Annotated in this window: 17 protein-coding genes; 2 read left to right on the top strand and 15 right to left on the bottom strand. The window is 72.7% G+C overall.

Annotation, left to right across the window (positions count from 1 at the left end; translation table 11 throughout):
* Nucleotides 1-39: 39 nt before the first annotated feature.
* The 14 genes from BRM1_RS05165 to rimP all read right to left on the bottom strand — a co-directional run bounded on the left by BRM1_RS05165 (nucleotide 40) and on the right by rimP (nucleotide 14,664).
* Entirely contained in the window at nucleotides 40-690 is a 651-nt protein-coding gene (locus tag BRM1_RS05165) for a superoxide dismutase (protein WP_160953461.1), read from the bottom strand.
* Between the two features lie 147 nt (nucleotides 691-837).
* The gene (locus BRM1_RS05170; RefSeq protein ID WP_268528964.1) at nucleotides 838-2,034 is read right to left on the bottom strand and encodes a M16 family metallopeptidase; all 1,197 of its coding nucleotides are present in this window, start codon (nucleotides 2,032-2,034) and stop codon (nucleotides 838-840) included.
* Between the two features lie 127 nt (nucleotides 2,035-2,161).
* Entirely contained in the window at nucleotides 2,162-4,405 is a 2,244-nt protein-coding gene (locus BRM1_RS05175; RefSeq protein ID WP_268528967.1) for a polyribonucleotide nucleotidyltransferase, read from the bottom strand.
* A gap of 280 nt (nucleotides 4,406-4,685) precedes the next feature.
* Nucleotides 4,686-4,955 carry a 30S ribosomal protein S15 gene (gene rpsO, locus BRM1_RS05180; protein ID WP_160953463.1) on the bottom strand — a complete coding sequence of 90 codons (270 nt, stop codon included), beginning with the start codon at nucleotides 4,953-4,955 and terminating at the stop codon, nucleotides 4,686-4,688.
* 86 nt (nucleotides 4,956-5,041) lie between these two features.
* The gene (locus tag BRM1_RS05185) at nucleotides 5,042-5,977 is read right to left on the bottom strand and encodes a bifunctional riboflavin kinase/FAD synthetase (protein WP_268528970.1); all 936 of its coding nucleotides are present in this window, start codon (nucleotides 5,975-5,977) and stop codon (nucleotides 5,042-5,044) included.
* 142 nt (nucleotides 5,978-6,119) lie between these two features.
* Nucleotides 6,120-6,605 carry a hypothetical protein gene (locus BRM1_RS05190; protein WP_268528971.1) on the bottom strand — a complete coding sequence of 162 codons (486 nt, stop codon included), beginning with the start codon at nucleotides 6,603-6,605 and terminating at the stop codon, nucleotides 6,120-6,122.
* A gap of 37 nt (nucleotides 6,606-6,642) precedes the next feature.
* Complete coding sequence (locus tag BRM1_RS05195) at nucleotides 6,643-7,257, bottom strand: MarR family transcriptional regulator (protein WP_160953465.1); 615 nt, start codon at nucleotides 7,255-7,257, stop codon at nucleotides 6,643-6,645.
* A 77-nt stretch (nucleotides 7,258-7,334) separates the two neighbouring features.
* Nucleotides 7,335-8,255 (bottom strand): tRNA pseudouridine(55) synthase TruB, encoded by a 921-nt coding sequence (truB, locus tag BRM1_RS05200; RefSeq protein ID WP_268528978.1) that lies wholly within the window; start codon nucleotides 8,253-8,255, stop codon nucleotides 7,335-7,337.
* A 55-nt stretch (nucleotides 8,256-8,310) separates the two neighbouring features.
* Nucleotides 8,311-9,147, bottom strand: coding sequence for a ligand-binding protein SH3 (locus tag BRM1_RS05205; protein WP_160953467.1), 837 nt, complete (start codon nucleotides 9,145-9,147; stop codon nucleotides 8,311-8,313).
* Nucleotides 9,148-9,258: 111 nt separating this feature from the next.
* On the bottom strand, nucleotides 9,259-9,759 hold the full coding sequence (gene rbfA / locus BRM1_RS05210) for a 30S ribosome-binding factor RbfA (protein WP_160953468.1): 501 nt from the start codon (nucleotides 9,757-9,759) through the stop codon (nucleotides 9,259-9,261).
* 110 nt (nucleotides 9,760-9,869) lie between these two features.
* On the bottom strand, nucleotides 9,870-12,707 hold the full coding sequence (gene infB, locus BRM1_RS05215; protein WP_268528981.1) for a translation initiation factor IF-2: 2,838 nt from the start codon (nucleotides 12,705-12,707) through the stop codon (nucleotides 9,870-9,872).
* Nucleotides 12,708-12,811: 104 nt separating this feature from the next.
* On the bottom strand, nucleotides 12,812-13,105 hold the full coding sequence (locus BRM1_RS05220; RefSeq protein WP_268528984.1) for a YlxR family protein: 294 nt from the start codon (nucleotides 13,103-13,105) through the stop codon (nucleotides 12,812-12,814).
* A 24-nt stretch (nucleotides 13,106-13,129) separates the two neighbouring features.
* Nucleotides 13,130-14,089: a transcription termination factor NusA gene (nusA, locus tag BRM1_RS05225; RefSeq protein ID WP_268528987.1), complete on the bottom strand. Its 960-nt coding sequence runs from the start codon at nucleotides 14,087-14,089 to the stop codon at nucleotides 13,130-13,132.
* Between the two features lie 113 nt (nucleotides 14,090-14,202).
* Nucleotides 14,203-14,664, bottom strand: a complete 462-nt coding sequence (gene rimP / locus BRM1_RS05230) for a ribosome maturation factor RimP (RefSeq protein ID WP_160953782.1) — start codon at nucleotides 14,662-14,664, stop codon at nucleotides 14,203-14,205.
* A gap of 100 nt (nucleotides 14,665-14,764) precedes the next feature.
* Here rimP and BRM1_RS05235 point away from each other — a divergent pair, with 100 nt between their 5' ends.
* Nucleotides 14,765-15,703 (top strand): hypothetical protein, encoded by a 939-nt coding sequence (locus BRM1_RS05235; protein WP_160953781.1) that lies wholly within the window; start codon nucleotides 14,765-14,767, stop codon nucleotides 15,701-15,703.
* A complete protein-coding gene (locus tag BRM1_RS05240; protein WP_268528993.1) occupies nucleotides 15,700-16,719 on the top strand; it encodes an aminoglycoside phosphotransferase family protein in 1,020 nt (339 codons plus the stop codon). Before BRM1_RS05235 ends, BRM1_RS05240 begins: the two co-directional genes overlap by 4 nt.
* Here BRM1_RS05240 and BRM1_RS05245 read toward each other — a convergent pair.
* Nucleotides 16,703-17,518, bottom strand: coding sequence for a TSUP family transporter (locus BRM1_RS05245; protein WP_160953779.1), 816 nt, complete (start codon nucleotides 17,516-17,518; stop codon nucleotides 16,703-16,705). The two genes, BRM1_RS05240 and BRM1_RS05245, sit on opposite strands and share 17 nt — an antisense overlap.
* Nucleotides 17,519-17,526 lie beyond the last annotated feature (8 nt).

Below are 17,526 nucleotides of genomic sequence, written 5' to 3' on the forward strand. Positions count from 1 at the left end.
GCCCGGCACTGCGGCCGGGCCCCTATGCGCTGTGCTGGCTCAGGACACGACCTGGTAGTTCGGCGCGTCGCCGAAGAGCACCTTGGGCGTCTGCTGGCGGGCACGGTCGAAGCGGGCCTGCACGTCGGCCCAGTTGACGACGTTCCACCAGTTCTTCACGTAGTCGGCCTTCACGTTGTTGTAGTCGAGGTAGTAGGCGTGCTCCCACATGTCGAGCTGCAGCAGCGGAATGTACGCCAGCTGGATGTTGCCCTGCTGGTCGTAGAGCTGCTCGAGGGTGAAGCGCTGGCCCAGTGTGTCCCAGCCGAGGACGGACCAGCCGGAGCCCTGGATGGAGGTCGCGTTGCCGTTGAACTGCCCCTGGAACGCCTCGAAGCTGCCGAACGCATCGTCGAGTGCGGCCGCGAGCTCACCGGTGGGCTTGTCGCCACCGTCCGGGGACATGTTCTGCCAGAAGATCGAGTGGTTGACGTGGCCGCCGAGGTTGAAGGACAGGTCCTTGGACAGCTTGCCGATCGTGGCGAAGTCGTTCTTCTCGCGCGCCTCGGCCATCTGCTCGAGCGCGGTGTTCGCGCCCTTGACGTAGGTGGCGTGGTGCTTGTCGTGGTGGAGCTCCATGATCTTCGCCGAGATGTTCGGCTCGAGCGCCGCGTAGTCGTAGGGCAGATCGGGGAGAGTGTACTCAGCCATGTCGACGTCCTCCTTGAACGGATGTGGTGCGCGGCCGGGCACCTCGCCCGGTGCGCGCGGGCGGCCCGCTGGCCGCTCATGCAATGACCCTATCGAAGGTCACCCTGCCGTACAACGGCGTTTTGACCTCGTCATATTCCCGCCCGGCTATGCGGGCAGGGTGAGGTCGCGCGGGCCCACCGTCGCCAGCGCCTTGGGCCCCGCGTAGAGTGCCTCGGCGAGCGCGCGCACGTCCTGCGCGCTCACAGCGCGCACCCGCGCGACGATCTCCTCCGGCGAGCGCAGTGCGATCCCGTACAGCTCGGCGCTCGCCAGCCGGTTCATCCGGGTCGCGGTGCTCTCGAGCCCCAGGACTGTGGAGGCGGCGAGCTGGGCCGCGACCTCCTCGACCTCCTCCGCGTCCGGTGCCTCCTCGGCCAGCCGCCGGAACTCGGCGTCGCACAGTTCGAGGACCCGCTGCGCGGACTCCGGCGCGCAGCCGGCGTAGAGGGCGAAGTCGCCGCAGTCGGCGTGCTGGGAGGACGAGCAGTGCACGGAGTATGCGAGCCCGTGCTCCTCGCGGACGCTCTGGAACAGCCGCGAGGACATCCCGCCGCCCAGCAGCGACTGCAGGACGCTGAACGCGAACCGGTCCTCGCTTACAGCGCTCACCCCGTCCACGCCGTAGAGCAGGCCCTGCTGCTCCGTGTCCCGGCGGATGCTGCGCACGCCGGCGGAGAACGCCGGGCGGCTCCGTGCGGAGCGCGGCCGGGTCTGGTCCTCGGCCGGTCCGGGCGGGGCGAGCAGCGCGGGGCGCAGCTGTGCGATGGCGGTGGTGACGCGCTCGACGACCTCCGCGTGCTCGGCGCCGCCGGCGGCCACGAAGACGAGCCGGTCGGCGGTGTAGGCCCCCCGGTAGTGGGCGAGCAGGGTTGCGTGGTCGAGCGCGCGGATGCGGCCCTTCGTCGCGCCGATCGGCCGGCCCAGCGGGTGGCCGGGGTAGATGAGCTCGTCGAACGCCTCGTAGAGGACGTCCTGCGGATCGTCGGCGGCCATGGCGAGCTCTTCGAGGATGACGCCGCGCTCGCGCTCGAACTCGCCGGGATCCAGCAGCGGGTCGAGCACCATGTCCCACAGCACGTCGACCGCCGAGCCCAGGTCCGCCACGAGGCAGCGGGCGTAGTAGCAGGTGAATTCCTTGGCGGTGACGGCGTTCGAGTCGCCGCCGATCCGGTCGAAGGTCCGGGCGATCTGCGCGGCCGTCCGGGCGCGGGTGCCCTTGAAGAGCATGTGCTCGAGGAAGTGGGTGGAGCCGGCGGTCAGCTCCGACTCGTCGCGCGACCCGGAGTCCGCCCAGACGCCCACGGTCTCCGAGGCCAGGCCGGGGATCGTCTCCGTGACGATGCGCAGACCACTGGGGAGGACGGTGCGGAATGCGCGACCGTCCTCCCCCAGCAGTGCTTCGGGCTGACCCGAGGTGCGGTTCAGGACCTCAGTCCTCCGAGCCCTCGTCGTCCGCGTCCGCCCCGGAGGCGTCCGCGTCGTCCGAGTCCTCGGTGACCGGGGCAAGCGAGAGCTTGCCGCGGTCGTCGATCTTCGTGATCTCGACCTGGATCTTCTGGCCGACGCTCACGACGTCCTCGACGTCCTCGACGCGCTTGCCGTCGTTGAGCTTGCGCAGCTCGGAGATGTGCAGCAGCCCGTCCTTGCCCGGCGTCAGCGACACGAACGCGCCGAAGGACATCGTTTTGACGACGGTGCCGAGGTAGCGCTCGCCCACCTCGGGGACCTGCGGGTTGGCGATCGCGTTGACCGCGCTGCGCGCGGCCTCCGCGGCTGCCCCGCCGGTGGCGCCGATGAGCACGGTGCCGTCGTCTTCGATGCTGATCTCCGCGCCCGTGTCCTCCTGGATCTGGTTGATCATCTTGCCCTTGGGCCCGATGACCTCGCCGATCTTGTCCACGGGGATGTGCACGCTGATGATGCGCGGCGCGGTGATGGCCATCTCGCCGGGCTCGTCGATGGCCTCGTTGATGACCCCGAGGATGACCTCGCGGGCCTCGCGGGCCTGGGTGAGGGCGGCGGCGAGCACCGAGGCGGGGATCCCGTCGAGCTTCGTGTCCAGCTGGATCGCGGTGACGAAGTCCTTCGTGCCGGCGACCTTGAAGTCCATGTCGCCGAACGCATCCTCGGCGCCCAGGATGTCGGTGAGCGCCGCGTACGCGGTCTGCTTGCCGTCCGGGGTGTCGATCACGTCGGACACGAGGCCCATCGCGATGCCGGCCACCGACGCGCGCAGCGGCACGCCCGCGTTGAGCATCGACAGGGTCGAGGCGCACACGGAGCCCATCGAGGTGGAGCCGTTCGAGCCCAGCGCCTCGGAGACCTGGCGGATCGCGTAGGGGAACTCCTCGCGCGAGGGCAGGACCGGGACCAGCGCGCGCTCGGCGAGCGCACCGTGGCCGATCTCGCGGCGCTTGGGGCTGCCCACGCGGCCCGTCTCGCCGGTGGAGTACGGCGGGAAGTTGTAGTGGTGCAGGTAGCGCTTCGATGTCACGGGCGACAGCGAGTCGATCTGCTGCTCGAGCTTGAGCATGTTGAGCGTGGTCACGCCGAGGATCTGGGTCTCGCCGCGCTCGAAGAGCGCGGAGCCGTGGACGCGCGGCAGCACGCCCACCTCGGCCGACAGCGGGCGGATGTCCTTGAGCCCGCGGCCGTCGATGCGCACCTGCTCGGTGAGGATGCGCTGGCGCACGACCTTCTTCGTCAGGGCGTTGAGCGCACCGACGATCTCCTTCTCGCGGCCCTCGAAGCGGGGCCCGAGGTCGGCCAGCAGCGTCTGCAGCAGCTCGTCGCCGGCGGCCTCGCGCTCCTGCTTGTCGGCGATCTGGAAGTTCTTCGTCTGCTGCTCGAGGCCTGCGGCCTCGACGGCCTGGTAGACGTCGTCCTCGTAGTCCTTGAAGACCGGGAACTCGACGGTGGGCTTCGCGGTGCGCTCGGCCAGCTCCCGCTGGGCGCGCACGAGCTCGCTGATGAACGGCTTGGCGGCCTCGAGTCCCTCGGCGACGACCTCCTCGGTGGGCGCCGTGGCGCCGCCCTGGATGAGGTCCCACGAGTTGTCGGTGGCCTCCGCCTCGACCATCATGATCGCGACGTCGTCGCCGACCACGCGGCCGGCGACGACCATGTCGAACACGGCGCTCTCGAGCTGCGAGTAGTTGGGGAAGGCGACCCACTGGTCGTCGATGAGGGCGATGCGCACGCCGCCGATCGGGCCGGAGAACGGCAGGCCGGACAGCTGCGTCGACATCGAGGCCGCATTGATCGCCAGCGCGTCGTACATCTGGTCGGGGTTGACCGACATGACCGTGATGACGATCTGGACCTCGTTGCGCAGGCCCTTGACGAACGTGGGGCGCAGCGGGCGGTCGATGAGGCGGCACGTGAGGATCGCGTCCGTGGACGGGCGGCCCTCGCGGCGGAAGAACGAGCCCGGGATGCGGCCCGCGGCGTACATGCGCTCCTCGACGTCGACGGTCAGCGGGAAGAAGTCGAAGCCCTCCCGCGGGTGCTTGCCGGCCGAGGTGGCCGACAGCAGCATCGTCTCGTCGTCGAGGTAGGCCACGGCAGAGCCGGCGGCCTGCTGGGCGAGGCGCCCGGTTTCGAACCGGACGGTGTGGGAGCCGAAGCGACCATTGTCGATGTGCGCGACGGCGGATTCGGGATTGAGACCCAAAGCTTCTCCGTTCGTTGTGCGCAGGGAGTCTGCGCGGGTGTGAGCGGCCGGGTGCGCGGCGCTGCGCGAATCGCAGTGGGCAGCCCTGAGGGCGGGCGCCGCGGAGCCTCGGCGGGGGCTGGTCATCGATCGAAGCCCACGCAGCGCGCTGCGGAGGCCACTACCGATCACCGGCCGTCTCGCCGCCGGCCACTCGTGGACGTGTCTCAGTGTAGCAATGCGCGAACGGGGCCACCGCGATGCGATCGCGGCGGCCCCGTCGGGCAGGGACTGCGGTGCCTCAGCGGCGCAGGCCCAGGCGCTTGATGAGCGAGCGGTAGCGCTCGATGTCGACGTTCTGCAGGTACTTGAGCAGACGGCGGCGGTGGCCGACGAGGAGCAGCAGGCCGCGACGCGAGTGGTGGTCGTGCTTGTGCTCCTTGAAGTGCTCCGTGAGGTCGCTGATGCGACGGGTGAGGACTGCCACCTGGACCTCGGGGGAACCCGTGTCGCCTTCGTGGGTGGCGTACTCTTTGATGATCTCCTGCTTGACCGTGGGATCAAGGGCCATGTTCGGACTCCTCCGTGTCGTTGCGCGGCGCCCCAGCCTTGAGCTGTGAGCACTATGGAACCGCGGCCGGCGAAAAAACGGCCTTCCTAGCCTAGCACGGCTCGGACGTCGTCCAAGTCGCGGTGCATCTGCTCCATGAGCGCGTCCATGCCCTCGAAGGCCACCTGGCCGCGGATCCGGGCGACGAACTCGATGCTCATGTGCGCCCCGTAGACGTCGAGGTCCGGGAACTCCACGCCCACGACGTGCGCCTCGACGCGCCGCTCGCAGCCGTCGAAGGTGGGGTTCGTCCCGATCGAGATCGCGGCCGGGAAGCGGCCCGGCTCCGTGCTGAAGGCCACCCAGCCGGCGTAGACGCCGTCGGCCGGGATGACGCCCTCGTGCTCCGCGCTGAGGTTGGCGGTGGGGAAGCCCATGAGCCGCCCGCGCGCGTCCCCGTGGACGACGGTGCCCTCGAGCGTGTGCGGCTGGCCCAGCTCGCGGGCGGCATCGGCCACCTCGCCGGCCTGGACGAGGCCGCGGATGCGCGTCGAGGAGAAGCGCTGGCCGTCGCCCACCTCGTCGATCGTGACGACCTCGAACCCGTGGGCGCCTCCGAGCTCGCGCAGGGTGTCGATGGTGCCCGCGTTGTCCCGGCCGAAGCGCACGTCCGCGCCCACGGCGATGAGCCTGGCGCGCAGGCCTGTCACGAGGTAGTCGAGCACGAAGTCCGCGGGGCTCTGGCGGGCGAACTCGAGGCTGTAGTGCTGGATGAGCAGCGCGTCGATGCCGGTGGTCGCCATGCGGGTGATCTTCTCCGCCTGCGGGCAGATGATCTCCGGGGCCTCACCCGGGCGGTGCACGGCGGCGGGGTGCGGGTCGAAGGTCACGGCGAGCGAGCGCAGACCGCGGGCGGCGGCGAGTTCGGCCAGGCGGCCGAGGACTGCCCGGTGGCCGCGGTGGACGCCGTCGAAGTTGCCCAGGGTGACCGCGGTCGGGCCGAACCCCTCGGGGATATCGGCGACGGAGCTGAAGACCTCCACGCGCGGATCGTTCCTCTCTGCTGGGCGACTGCTCCTCGTTGCGGTGCGCCGGCCGGCCCGCGCACCCGGCCATGCTAGCCGACCGGCCGAGCGCGGCGAACACCGCCGGCCCGGCGCCGCGCGAACCGGGCGGGCAGGCGGGTCACGTGCGGGCCATGAGCGCGGCGGCGGCCAGCCCGCAGGCGCCGGCGACGGCCGTGGAGGCGAACGTGCCGATGATGAACCGCTCCCCCGCGGCGCGCGATTCGCGCAGCTCGGGCAGGCGCCCGAGGCCCTTGACCGCGACGACGACGGCGATGACCGCGGGCTGGCCCACCGCGATGCCGCCCGCGATGAGCAGGCGCTCGAGCAGCCCGATCCACAGGCCGCCGCGCAGCAGGCCCGGGGTGTCGATGGGCCGCGGCTCGGTGCCGGCGCCGGCTCTGCCGCCGCCCGCCCCGGGCACGCCCGGGGGATCGTCCGCCCGGCCGGGGGCGGCCAGCGGCGCGACGCGCCGCCCGGAGCGGCTGGCCGCCACGTGGAGCACGGCGGAGGTCACCGGCCAGCCGAGTCCCGCGGCGCCGAGCGCCGCCACCAGGACGATGAGCCCGTCCAACCACAGGGGATCGAGCCCCGCCGCCATCGTCATCGTGCCACCGCCTTCCGCTGCGCCTATGGTCGCCACGCTACCGGCGGGGGCTGACACGGGCGGCCTCGGCGGCGGCGAGCAGCTCACCGCAGACGCCGACGCTGCGGCCCACGAGCTCGGGTGCGCCCCCGCGCAGCGTGCGCGAGACGTACTGCTGGCTGACGCCCAGGGCGTCGGCGAGCTCAGTCTGGCGCGCACCGGGCTGGGCCAGCGCCGCGGCGATGACGCGCCACTGGGCGGCTGTCGCCGCGGTCACGAGGTCGTGGAAGAGCAGGAGCACGGTCTCCGCTGCGCCCGCCGCATCCCCCGCGGCCTCGGGCGCGCGCACGCACAGCCCCCGGGGCCGGCCCTTCGCCGCCTCCACGGCGGCGCGGGCGAGGACGAAGGCCTCGCCGCGGGCAGCCGCGCTGCGCTCGGGCAGGGGCGCCTCGATCGCGCCGATGCCGACCCCGGCCCACCAGGGGCCCGCGCGCCAGGCGCGCATGAGGGCCTCCGGCACGGCGGCCGGCTCGTCCAGTGCGCCCTGCACCTCGTCGCCGACGGTGCGCTCGAACGGCAGCGCGGTCGGCACGCCGGCAAGCGCGGCGAGCAGCCCCGGCACAGCGTCGGGGGCGGCGCGGGAGCCGCGCTGGTCGAGGGTGAGGACGAACATGCGCCCATTCAACCAGGCGGGCCGGAGCAATACAACACATTCAGTTGTAAATGCGATTTACATCTGATTGCGATTGTTCAGTCAGTGGCGTCCGGCGGTTCGAGGGCGATCCCGGTCGCGATCTTGAAGCGCTCACCGCGCGGCTCCGCAATCGCGATGAGCCGGCCCCCGTGGGTCACCGCAAGGACCGCGGGAGCGGCGGGCAGGGCGACGAGCTTGCCCTGCATGAGCGCCCGAGCGCTGGCGGCGTCGACCTCGAGCGCCGGCATGAGGCGGGCGGCGACCGCGGCGAGGTCCGTCAGCGGCGGGGCGGGCACCGCATCCGTGTCCGCGGGCAGGGGCACGGCGGCGGCGACGTCCCACCCCGCGACCCGCGTGCGGCGCAGGGCGGTGAGGTGGCCGCCCACCCCGAGCGCCGCGCCCAGATCGCGGGCAAGCGCGCGCACGTACGTGCCCGAGGAGCAGGCGACGACCACGTCGATATCGGCCCAGCCCGGGCCTCGGCGCACCGGGGCCACGGGCTCGAAGCGGGCGACGCACACGGTCCGCGCCCGCAGCGCAACCTCCTCTCCGGCCCGCACCCGGGCGTAGGCGCGCCTGCCGTCGACCTTGATGGCCGAGACGGCGCTGGGCACCTGTTCGATCTCACCGGTCAAGGGGCCCATGGCTGCGACGATCTGCGCGTCCCCCAGGGCCGCCACGGCAGCGGGGTCCGCGTGCCGGTCCGGCTGCGAGTCGGCGTCGTCGGTGGGCGTCGAGGCGCCCAGCCGGATCGTAGCCTCGTAGACCTTGTCGGCGCCCACGAGGTGCGTGAGCAGCTTCGTCCCCCGGCCCAGGCCGAGCACCAGCAGCCCCGTGGCCATGGGGTCGAGCGTGCCGGCATGGCCGACCTTCTTCGTGCCGTACCACCGGCGCACCCGCGCGACCACGCCGTGGCTGGTCAGCCCGGCGGGCTTGTCGACGAAGAGGATGCCCGAGGGCGCTGCGGTGTCGCTCATGCCGAGAAGCCTATGCGGACGGCCGGGTCACGCGGCGGCCGCGTCGGCCGGCCGCTCAGTTGACCGAGACGTGGACGTGGTCGAAGTGGTTGGCGGTCTGCGAGCCGCGGTCATCCATGTGGCGGCCGGAGGCCGAGGTGTAGGGCGCGTAGAGCCGCTGCTTCCAGATGACGTACTTCACGCCCAGCTCCTTGCGGTGGGCGAGGACGTAGTCGCGGATCTCATCGCCTGTGGAACCGGAGATCATGATGTCGACCGCGTGGCCGGTGCCGTGATCGGAGCCCGGGTCGTTGCGATAGCCGCCGAACGTCTTGACCTGCGGGAACTTCGCGCACACGGCGCGGTAGACCTTCGAGGCGTTGGGCTTGAAGTGCTGCTCGACCGAACTCGAGACCGAGCACGGCGCGTTGGACACGCCGCCGGCGCTGCTCGCCGCCGCGCTCTTGGCGCTCGCCGTGGTGCCGCTCGAGGACGCCGCGGGGCTGGGCTCGGGCGTCGCGAGGCTGCCGCCGGCGCCCTTGGCGCGGTACTTCGGGTCCGCGGCGAGCTTGTCGATGCGCTTCTTCGCCTGCTCCTCGCCGCTGGGCGCCTTGGCCGCGGACGGCGCGGGCGCCGAGTCGCGCTCCGGCGACTGCGCCTGCTCGGCCTGGACGACGCCGTCATCTGCCCCGCGGGGCGCGAACACGGCGGTCGAGCCGGCCACGGCCGCGATCGCCGCGGCGGGCAGCGCGATGGCCGCCACCATGGGGCGGCGCTTGACCGCGCGCATGACGCCGGTCGCGGTCGAGGGAGCCTCGCCGTGCCTGCCGCTGCGCCTGCGCGGCCGCGCACTGCGGACGAGGTCGGCGGCGCTGCTGCCCCAGGACGGCTTCGGATCGGAGTGCTTGCCCAACGCGATGATTCCTTAACACTGTCGTAATCGTTTCGTGATCGCCTCAGCCAGTGTAGAGCCTTTCGGCGCGCGAATCACCCTCGCGGCGGGGCGAATCCGGTCACAGCGGGCTCACGCCTGCCCGGCACCGTCCTCCGACGTGCCGTCGGCGCCTCCCGGCTCGTCCGCCTCGGGGCCTGCGGCAGCCTCGTCCTGCGCGGGGCGGCGATAGGGGTCGGCCTCCCCGGCGGGCCGGGCGCCGGCGGCGAGCGCGGCGACCTGCGAGTCGCGCGCCGCGGCCTTCGCCAGCAGGTCGTCGAGCTGTGCGGCCGCGGCGGGCACGGCATCGGCGACGAACTCGAGCGTGGGCGTCAGGCGGATCTGGAGCCCCTTGCCCACCTCGGAGCGGATGAGGCCCTTGGCGGAGTTGAGGGCGGCCTGTGTGCCCTCGAGCTGCTCGTCATCGCCGTAGACGGTGTAGAAGACGGTTGCGTGCTGGAGATCGCCGGTCACCCGCACGTCCGTGATCGTGACAAAGCCCAGGCGCGGATCCTTGATCCGCTTCTCCAGGGTGCTCGCCACGATGACCTTGATGCGGTCGGCGATCTTGCGCGCCCGCGTGGGGTCCGCCATGTGCTGTCCTCTCCTCGGCCGGTGCGACCCGGCGCCTGTGCCCCGCGCAGTCGGCGCGGGCGCCGCGGCACATGCCCGCGGCGCCCGGCCGTACCTCGCGTGCGCCGCGCTCAGTCGCGCGGCTTCTCCTGCATCTCGAAGGTCTCGATGATGTCGCCTTCGCGGATGTCGTTGAACTTGCCCAGGCCGATGCCGCACTCGTAGCCCTCGCGGACCTCGGTGGCATCGTCCTTGAACCGGCGCAGCGACTCGATCGTCTGATTCTCCCCGACCACGACGCCATCGCGCGTGACCCGGGCCTTCGCATTGCGGCGGATGGTCCCGTCGCGCACGATCGAACCGGCGATGTTGCCGAACTTCGACGAGCGGAAGACCTCGCGGATCTCCGCCGAGCCGGTGTGCACCTCCTCGAACTCGGGCTTGAGCATGCCCTTGAGCGAGTTCTCGATGTCGTCGATCGCGTCGTAGATCACCGAGTAGTAGCGCACGTCCACGCCCTCGCGCTCGGCCAGATCGCGCGCCTTGGCCTCCGGGCGCACGTTGAAGCCGATGACGATCGCGTTGTCGACCGTCGCGAGGTTGATGTCGTTCTCCGTGATCGCGCCGACGCCGCGGTGGATGATGCGCAGGTCCACATCGTCGCCCACGTCGATCTTGAGCAGCGAGTCCTCGAGGGCCTCGACCGCACCGGAGACATCGCCCTTGAGGATGAGGTTGAGCGTGTCGACCTTGCCCTCCTCGAGCGCCTTCGTGAAGTCCTCGAGGCTGATCCGCTTGCGGCCGCGGGCCTGGGCGGCGTTGCGCTCGATCGCATCGCGCTTCTCCGCGATCTGGCGGGCCGTGCGATCGTCCTCCGTGGCGAGGAACGTATCGCCGGCGCGCGGCACGGACGACAGGCCCAGGACCTGCACGGGCCGCGAGGGCCCGGCGGACTCGAGCGCGTTGCCGTACTCGTCGAACAGCGCACGCACGCGACCGTAGCTCGTGCCGCACACGATCGCATCGCCCTGGCGCAGGGTGCCGGACTCGACGAGGACGGTCGCGACGGCGCCGCGGCCCTTGTCGAGCTTGGCCTCGATCGCGATGCCGCGGGCGGACTTGTCCGGGTTGGCGGACAGGTCGAGCGCGGCGTCGGTCGTGAGCAGGACGGCCTCGAGGAGGTCGTCGATGCCCTTGCGCTGGAGCGCGGAGATCGGGACGAACATCGTCTCGCCGCCGTACTCCTCGGACACGAGGTTGTACTCGGTCAGCTGCTGCATGATCTTGTCCGGGTTCGCGCCCTCCTTGTCGACCTTGTTGACCGCGACGACGATCGGGACGTCCGCAGCCTGGGCGTGGTTGAGCGCCTCAATGGTCTGCGGCATGACGCCGTCGTCGGCGGCGACCACGAGGATCGCGACGTCGGTGGCCTTGGCGCCGCGGGCGCGCATGGCGGTGAACGCCTCGTGGCCCGGGGTGTCGAGGAACGTGATCTTGCGCTCCTCGCCCTCGTGCTCGACGGCGACCTGGTAGGCGCCGATGTGCTGGGTGATGCCGCCGGCCTCCTTGGCCACGACGTTCTCCGAGCGCACGGCGTCGAGCAGCTTCGTCTTGCCGTGGTCCACGTGGCCCATGACGGTGACGACCGGCGGACGCGGCTCCTTGACCTCGTCCGATTCGGCTTCCGCCTCGGCCTCGAGGTCGAGGCCGAAGGTCTCGAGCAGCTCGCGGTCCTCGTCCTCCGGGGAGACGATCTGGATCTGGTAGCCCAGCTCCTCGCCGAGGACGCGGAACGTCTCCTCGTCGAGCGACTGGGTGATCGTGGCCATCTCCCCCAGGTGGAAGAGCACGGTGACGAGGTTCGTCGGATCCGTGTTGATCTTCTCGGCGAAGTCGGCCAGCGAGGAGCCGCGGCGCAGCCGCAGCGGCGTGCTGCCGTCGCCGCGGGGGACCTGGACGCCGCCAACCGAGGGCGCCTGCATCTGCTCGAGCTCCTGGCGCTTGGCGCGCTTGGACTTGCGCCCCTTCTGGCGCCCGCCGCCGCGCCCGAAGGCGCCCTGCGTGCCGCCGCGCCCGCGGCCGGAGCCGCGGCCGCCGCCGCCGGGACGGCCGCCGCCCGGACGGCCGGGTGCGCCGCCGGGACCGCCGGGGGCTCCCCCGGGGCCGCCGCGGCCACCGCCGCGCGAGGGCGCGGGCTTGGCCAGTGCGGAGTTCTTCAGCAGCCCGGGATTGGGCCGCGGCGCGCCGGGGCGCGGAGCGGGCTTCGCACCGGGGGCGCCGCCGGGGCGCGCCGCGGGCTTGGGGCCGCCGGGGCGCGGCGGGGCATCGCCGCTGCCGGAGCGGCCACCGGGCTTGGGCATCCCCTGCGAGGGGGCGAACGGGTTGTTGCCGGGGCGCGCGGAACCGCCGCGGCCCGGCTTGGCACCGGGCTTCGGCATGCCCTGCGAGGGGGCGAACGGGTTGTTGCCGGGCCGGCCGCCGGAGCGGCCCTCGGGCTTGCCCGCGGGCTTCGGCGCGGGCTTGGGACCCGGCTTGGCACCGGGCTTCGGGGCGGACGAGGCGGGCTCGGGCGCGGCTGCCTCCGCGGCGGGGCGCGGGGGCTCGGGTGCCTCCGGCGCCGCGGCAGCGGGCGCCTCGGGGGCTGCGGGAGCCGCCGGCGCCTCGGGCTCGGGGGCCTGCTGCGCGGCGGGCTTGGGCGCGGGCTTGGGGCCCGGCTTCGCGCCGGCGCTGGACGCCGACTTCTTCGCCGCCGCGGGCTTCGCGGCCTGCGCGGCGGGCTTGTCGCCGCCGGCCTTCGCGTCGGCGCCGGCCGCGGGCCCGTAGGCCTCCTTCAGCTTGCGCACGACGGGCGCTTCGACCGTCGACGATGCGGAGCGGACGAACTCGCCCATCTCCTGCAGTTTCTCCAGCACGTTCTTGCTGGTGGTGCCGAGCTCCTTCGCGAGCTCATGGACACGGGGCTTTGCCACTTCTCTCCTGTCCGGATTCCCTCCGCACAGGAGGGAACCTCATGGTGAGTGAACAGTCATCTCACTGCTCACAGCCGAATGCGAGGGGTGTCATCTCTGAGCACTCACTGCTGGGTATCCATCTCTGACAACCACTTTCCGTGATCGATGCTCGCCCAGTCCGGCACGCGGATCCCGGGGGACCGCAGTGCGCGGGCGAAGGCGTTCTTCTTCAGCGCTGCTGACCAGCACTGCTCGGCGCGGTGGATCGACGCTCCCCTGCCGGGCAGCGAGCGATCCGGGTCGACGCGCACGTGGGGCGGGCTGCCTGGCTGGCTCACCAGCCGCAGCAGCTGCCCCGCCGGGGCGCGTCCCCTGCAGCCGATGCACATCCGTTCGGGAGTATCGGCGCAGACCACGTCCTCAGTCTACAGCACGCCCGCTCAGGCTCCCGCGATGTCGATCTTCCACCCCGTGAGCTTCGCCGCCAGCCGCGCGTTCTGGCCCTCCTTGCCGATGGCCAGCGACAGCTGGTCGGTGGGCACGAAGGCCCGGGCGGACTTCGCATCCGCGTCGAGCACCTCGACCTTGGACACGCGCGCCGGCGACAGCGCGTGGGCGATGAACGTCGCGGGGTCCTCGCTGTAGTCGACGATGTCGATCTTCTCCTCGCCGAGCTCCGCCATCACGGCGCGCACCCGCGAGCCCAGCTCGCCGATGCACGAGCCCTTCGCGTTGACCCCGGGCCGCCGGGCTGCCACGGCCATCTTCGTGCGGTGGCCGGCCTCGCGTGCCAGGGCGACGATCTCGACGAGGTCGTCGGCGATCTCCGGCACCTCGTGCGCGAAGAGGCGGCGGACGAAATTGGGGTGCGAGCGGGAAACGGTGACGGCCGGGCCCTTATTCCCCTTGTGCACATCGGTGATGTAGACGCGCAGCCGCGCGCCGTGGGGGTACTCCTCGCCGGGCACCTGCTCGTGGGGCGGCAGCACGGCCTCGACATCGCCGAGGTCGACCTGGACGAGCTGGGCGTCGCGGCCCTGCTGGACGGTGCCGGAGGCGATCTCGCCCTCTCGGCCTTTGAAGGTGCCGAAGACGGATTCGTCCTCCACATCGCGCAGGCGCTGGTGGATGACGCTGCGGGCCGTCATCGCGGCGATCCGGCCGAAGCCCTCGGGGGTGTCGTCGAACTCGCCGATCGGGTTGTCGTCGCGGTCGAACTCGACGGCCCAGATCGTCGCCTTGCCCGTCTTCTTGTCGAGCTCGGCCCTGGCATCGGGGTAGTACCCGTCGGAGCGCTGGTAGGCGATGAGCAGCGCCTGCTCGATGAGCTCCACGAGGGTGTCGAACGGGATCTCGCGCTCCCGCTCGATCATCCGGAGTGCGCTGAGGTCGATGTCCATTGCCCTGCCCTTCGTGACGGGGGGCCGCGCGGGCCCGCTGTCGATTCAGTTGTCGCCGATTCAGTTGTCGTTGCGCAGGTGACAAGGATAGTCCACGCCCCCGCGCGGCCCGCTCAGCGGAAGCGCAGCTGCACCTGGGCGGACTCGATGTCGCGATAGGGCAGCTCGGCCAGCGCACCGTCGCCGTCGCGCAGCACGATGTGGTCGCCGGTCGCCGCGACGAGCTCGCCCGTGCGCTTGCCCGCGGCCGTGCGCACGGCAAGGGTGCGGCCCTTGACCCGGGCGAAGTGCCGCGGCTGCGTCAGCGGCCGGTCGGCGCCCGGGGAGGTCACCTCGAGCGTGTACGGACGGTCGTTGAACAGCGGGAGGTCATCGGTGGCCTCGCCGACGATGCGGGTGGCCTCCGCGATCGTCTCGAGTGAGACCGGCTCCGCCGTGTCGCCGGCGAGGTCGATGACGACCCGCACCGTGCGGTGCGAGCCCGCGGCCAGCGCGCGCACCTCCTCCACGAGGATCCCGTGGGCGCCCAGCGGGCCCTCGATCGCCTCGGTGACCCTGTCCTCGTCGGCCGACATCCGTCCTCCTCGCTGTCCGGGCCGCCCCGGGGGCCCGTTGCCCCGCGCCCGGCGGCGCCTTGGCCACCCAAGCGTAGTGGACGCCGCTAGGATGAGCCCCATGCCCAGCCATCCCCCGCCCGTCCCCCACGGCCGCCGCGCCGCGCTGCGCCTGGGAGCGTTCGGCATCGCGGGCCTCGCCGGGCTGGGCGCCCTGGGCGGCTGCGGGCTGCGCATCGACCGCGGTCCCCAGTACGCGAGCCCCGAGCCCGCCGACGAGGTCCGCAACGGCGTCGCCCGGATCCTCGCGGCCACCCGCCCCGAGGGCGCCGAGCGCTCCCGCATCGAGCGCCTGCGCGCCGCGGTGGGCCCCGTGTGGACCGCCGGCGCCGCGCCCAGCGCCTCCGCCTCCGCGGTCGCCCAGCGCTACACCCCCGCACAGGGCCTGCAGCGGGCCGCCGCGGCGGTCCTCGACGGCTATGAGAGCCTGCACGGCGACCTCACCGCGGTGCTCGCCGATGCCGCGATCGGCGCGGCGCTCGGGCTCAGCGGAGCCGCCGGGCAGCGGATCGGCCGCCGGCTCGAGGGCCTCGTCGCCCCGGCCGCGCAGACGGCCTCCCCCACGGCCTCGGCGACCGCGCCCGCGGCCGACGACCCCCTGGCGCACTGGGTGCGTACCTGCTTCCAGGCCTCCTACGGCTACGAGCGGCTCGCGGTGGCCACACCCGCGGCGAGCGCGTTCGGCGCGGCCGCGCGGGCGCGCGTGAACGCCCTGGCCGTTGCCGCGATGGCCGGCAACCGCCTGCTGGCCCTGCGCGGGGCCTCCGTGCAGGGCGATCGCCCCGCGTGGCAGCTGCCCGCGCAGGTGAGCGACGTCCGCTCCGCGCGGGCTCTGGCCGTGCGCCTCGAGACGGCCCTGGCCGATGCCTGCCTGCCGTTGTTCGCCGCCGCCGATGCGAAGTACCTGGCCGGGGCGGCGCTCTACGCCAGCGCGCGGGGCCGCGCGGCCGCCGGCAGCCCGCAGGTGCTGCGCTACACCGCGGGGAAGGGGCAGCAGTGAGGGTTCCGGCACCTCTATTCAACGCCGCCGCGGAGATCATCGGCCAGCCCCGCGCCCGCGCGTGGGCCGATGCCCTCGACTACATGCTCTTCGAGCTCATGGACCGCTGGAAGGTCACCCTCGACCCCGTGCCCGGGGCCCCGTGGGCGGGGGCGGAGAGCCTCGTCATCCCCGTCCTCACCGAGGAGGGCTATCAGGCGATCATCCGGTTCGCCGCCCCCAACACGGACAATCCCCGCGTCCACGACCAGGTGCTCACCGCGCTGCGGCGCTGGAACGGCCACGGGGCGGTGCGGGTCATCGCCCAGCACGCGGACTTCCGGGCCACCCTGCAGGAGCGGCTGCGCACCGGCGTCAACCTCTCGAGCGAGCCGTTCGACAAGGTCGCGCCCATCTGGGGCCAGCTCGCGCTCGCGCTCAAGGTGCCAGGCGCGCCCGGCTTCGTGCGCGTGCAGGACATCGCCGCCGGCTGGCTGCGCAAGCTGCCGGCCGATGCCGAGCTCCTGCGCGGCTTCGCCGCCGCCGACCCGGCCGACGAGCAGCTCCTCGACACCGGCCGGGCGTGGACCGAGCACCTCGCGCAGTCGCCCGAGAGCTGGCTGCTGCACGCGGACCTGCACTACTACAACATCCTCGCGGGCAACCCCGATCGCGCGGGGATCTCCACGTGGAAGGCCATCGACCCGCAGCCCCTCACGGGCCCCACGGCCTACATGGTCGCGCCGATCCTGTGGAACCGGCTCTTCGAGCTGCCCGGCGGCGACCCCGAGGGCCAGGCGAACTGGCTGCGGGGCTTCGCGGCGAGCCTGTGCCAGCACGCGCACATCGAACCGGGCGCCGGGATGGGCGCCACGGTGGCGCGCGAGCTGCAGAACATGTTCTGGTACCTCCGCTCGGCCCAGGGCGGCAACGAGCGCGCGCTCGGCGACGCGGCGCGCTCGCTGTGGGTGGCCCGCGCCCTGGCCGGCGCGAGCGTGCGCGGCGTGGACGCGCACTCCCTCAAGCGCCTCGGCTGAGCCCCGCGATCCACTGCCAGCCCAGGGTGAGGACGAGGATCGCGAGGACGCAGATGAAGACGGCGCGCACGAACCCGCTGCCGAAGCGGATGGCGGTCTTGGCCCCGATGACCCCGCCGGCGACGTTGCCCGCCGCGACGGCGAGCCCCGCCTGCCACACGACGTGGCCGGCCGGGACGAAGAACAGCAGCGCCCCGAGGTTCGTGGCGAGGTTGACGATCTTCGCGGTGGCCGAGGCCTGCAGGAAGTCGAAGCCGAGCAGGGCGACGAACCCGATGACGAGGAACGAGCCCGTGCCGGGGCCCAGCGCCCCGTCGTAGATCCCCACGACGCCGCCGAGCAGCCACGCCACCGCGTGGTGGCGCTTCGAGTGCTCCCCGAAGCGCAGCCTGGCCTCGGTCCCGAGGGCGGGCTTGGCCAGTGTGAACGCGCCGACGCCCACGAGGACGGCGAGGATGAGCGGGCGGAAGGCCGCCTCCGGCACGAGGCTGGCGAGCTTCGCGCCGAGCACCGCGCCGGCGAGCGCGCAGACGGCCGCGGGCAGCGCGGCGGACTTGTCCGGGGCGACCCTGCGCAGGTACGTCGTGGCAGAGGCCGCCGTGCCGGCGATCGAGCCGAGCTTGTTCGTCGCGAGGGCCTGGATCGGGCTCATCCCGGGCACGAGCAGCAGCACCGGCAGCTGGATGAGGCCGCCGCCGCCCACGACCGCATCGATCCAGCCGGCCAGCAGGCCGGCGAGGACGAGCAGCGCGAGGATGCCCAGGGTCAGCGGCACCGGCCCGGCACTCAGCCACGCCACGGCGCCCG

The sequence above is a fragment of the Brevibacterium sp. BRM-1 genome, from assembly GCF_026802075.1.
GTDB lineage: Bacteria > Actinomycetota > Actinomycetes > Actinomycetales > Brevibacteriaceae > Brevibacterium > Brevibacterium rongguiense.

What these genes read in the sequence shown, in the direction of transcription:
- BRM1_RS05190 (WP_268528971.1), bottom strand. Translation starts at nt 6,605, where the DNA reads ATGACGATGGCGGCGGGGCTCGATCCCCTGTGGTTGGACGGGCTCATC.
- rpsO (WP_160953463.1), bottom strand. Translation starts at nt 4,955, where the DNA reads ATGGCCCTTGATCCCACGGTCAAGCAGGAGATCATCAAAGAGTACGCC.
- rimP (WP_160953782.1), bottom strand. Translation starts at nt 14,664, where the DNA reads ATGTCGGCCGACGAGGACAGGGTCACCGAGGCGATCGAGGGCCCGCTG.
- BRM1_RS05165 (WP_160953461.1), bottom strand. Translation starts at nt 690, where the DNA reads ATGGCTGAGTACACTCTCCCCGATCTGCCCTACGACTACGCGGCGCTC.
- nusA (WP_268528987.1), bottom strand. Translation starts at nt 14,089, where the DNA reads ATGGACATCGACCTCAGCGCACTCCGGATGATCGAGCGGGAGCGCGAG.
- BRM1_RS05235 (WP_160953781.1), top strand. Translation starts at nt 14,765, where the DNA reads ATGCCCAGCCATCCCCCGCCCGTCCCCCACGGCCGCCGCGCCGCGCTG.
- BRM1_RS05195 (WP_160953465.1), bottom strand. Translation starts at nt 7,257, where the DNA reads ATGTTCGTCCTCACCCTCGACCAGCGCGGCTCCCGCGCCGCCCCCGAC.
- rbfA (WP_160953468.1), bottom strand. Translation starts at nt 9,759, where the DNA reads ATGGCGGACCCCACGCGGGCGCGCAAGATCGCCGACCGCATCAAGGTC.
- truB (WP_268528978.1), bottom strand. Translation starts at nt 8,255, where the DNA reads ATGAGCGACACCGCAGCGCCCTCGGGCATCCTCTTCGTCGACAAGCCC.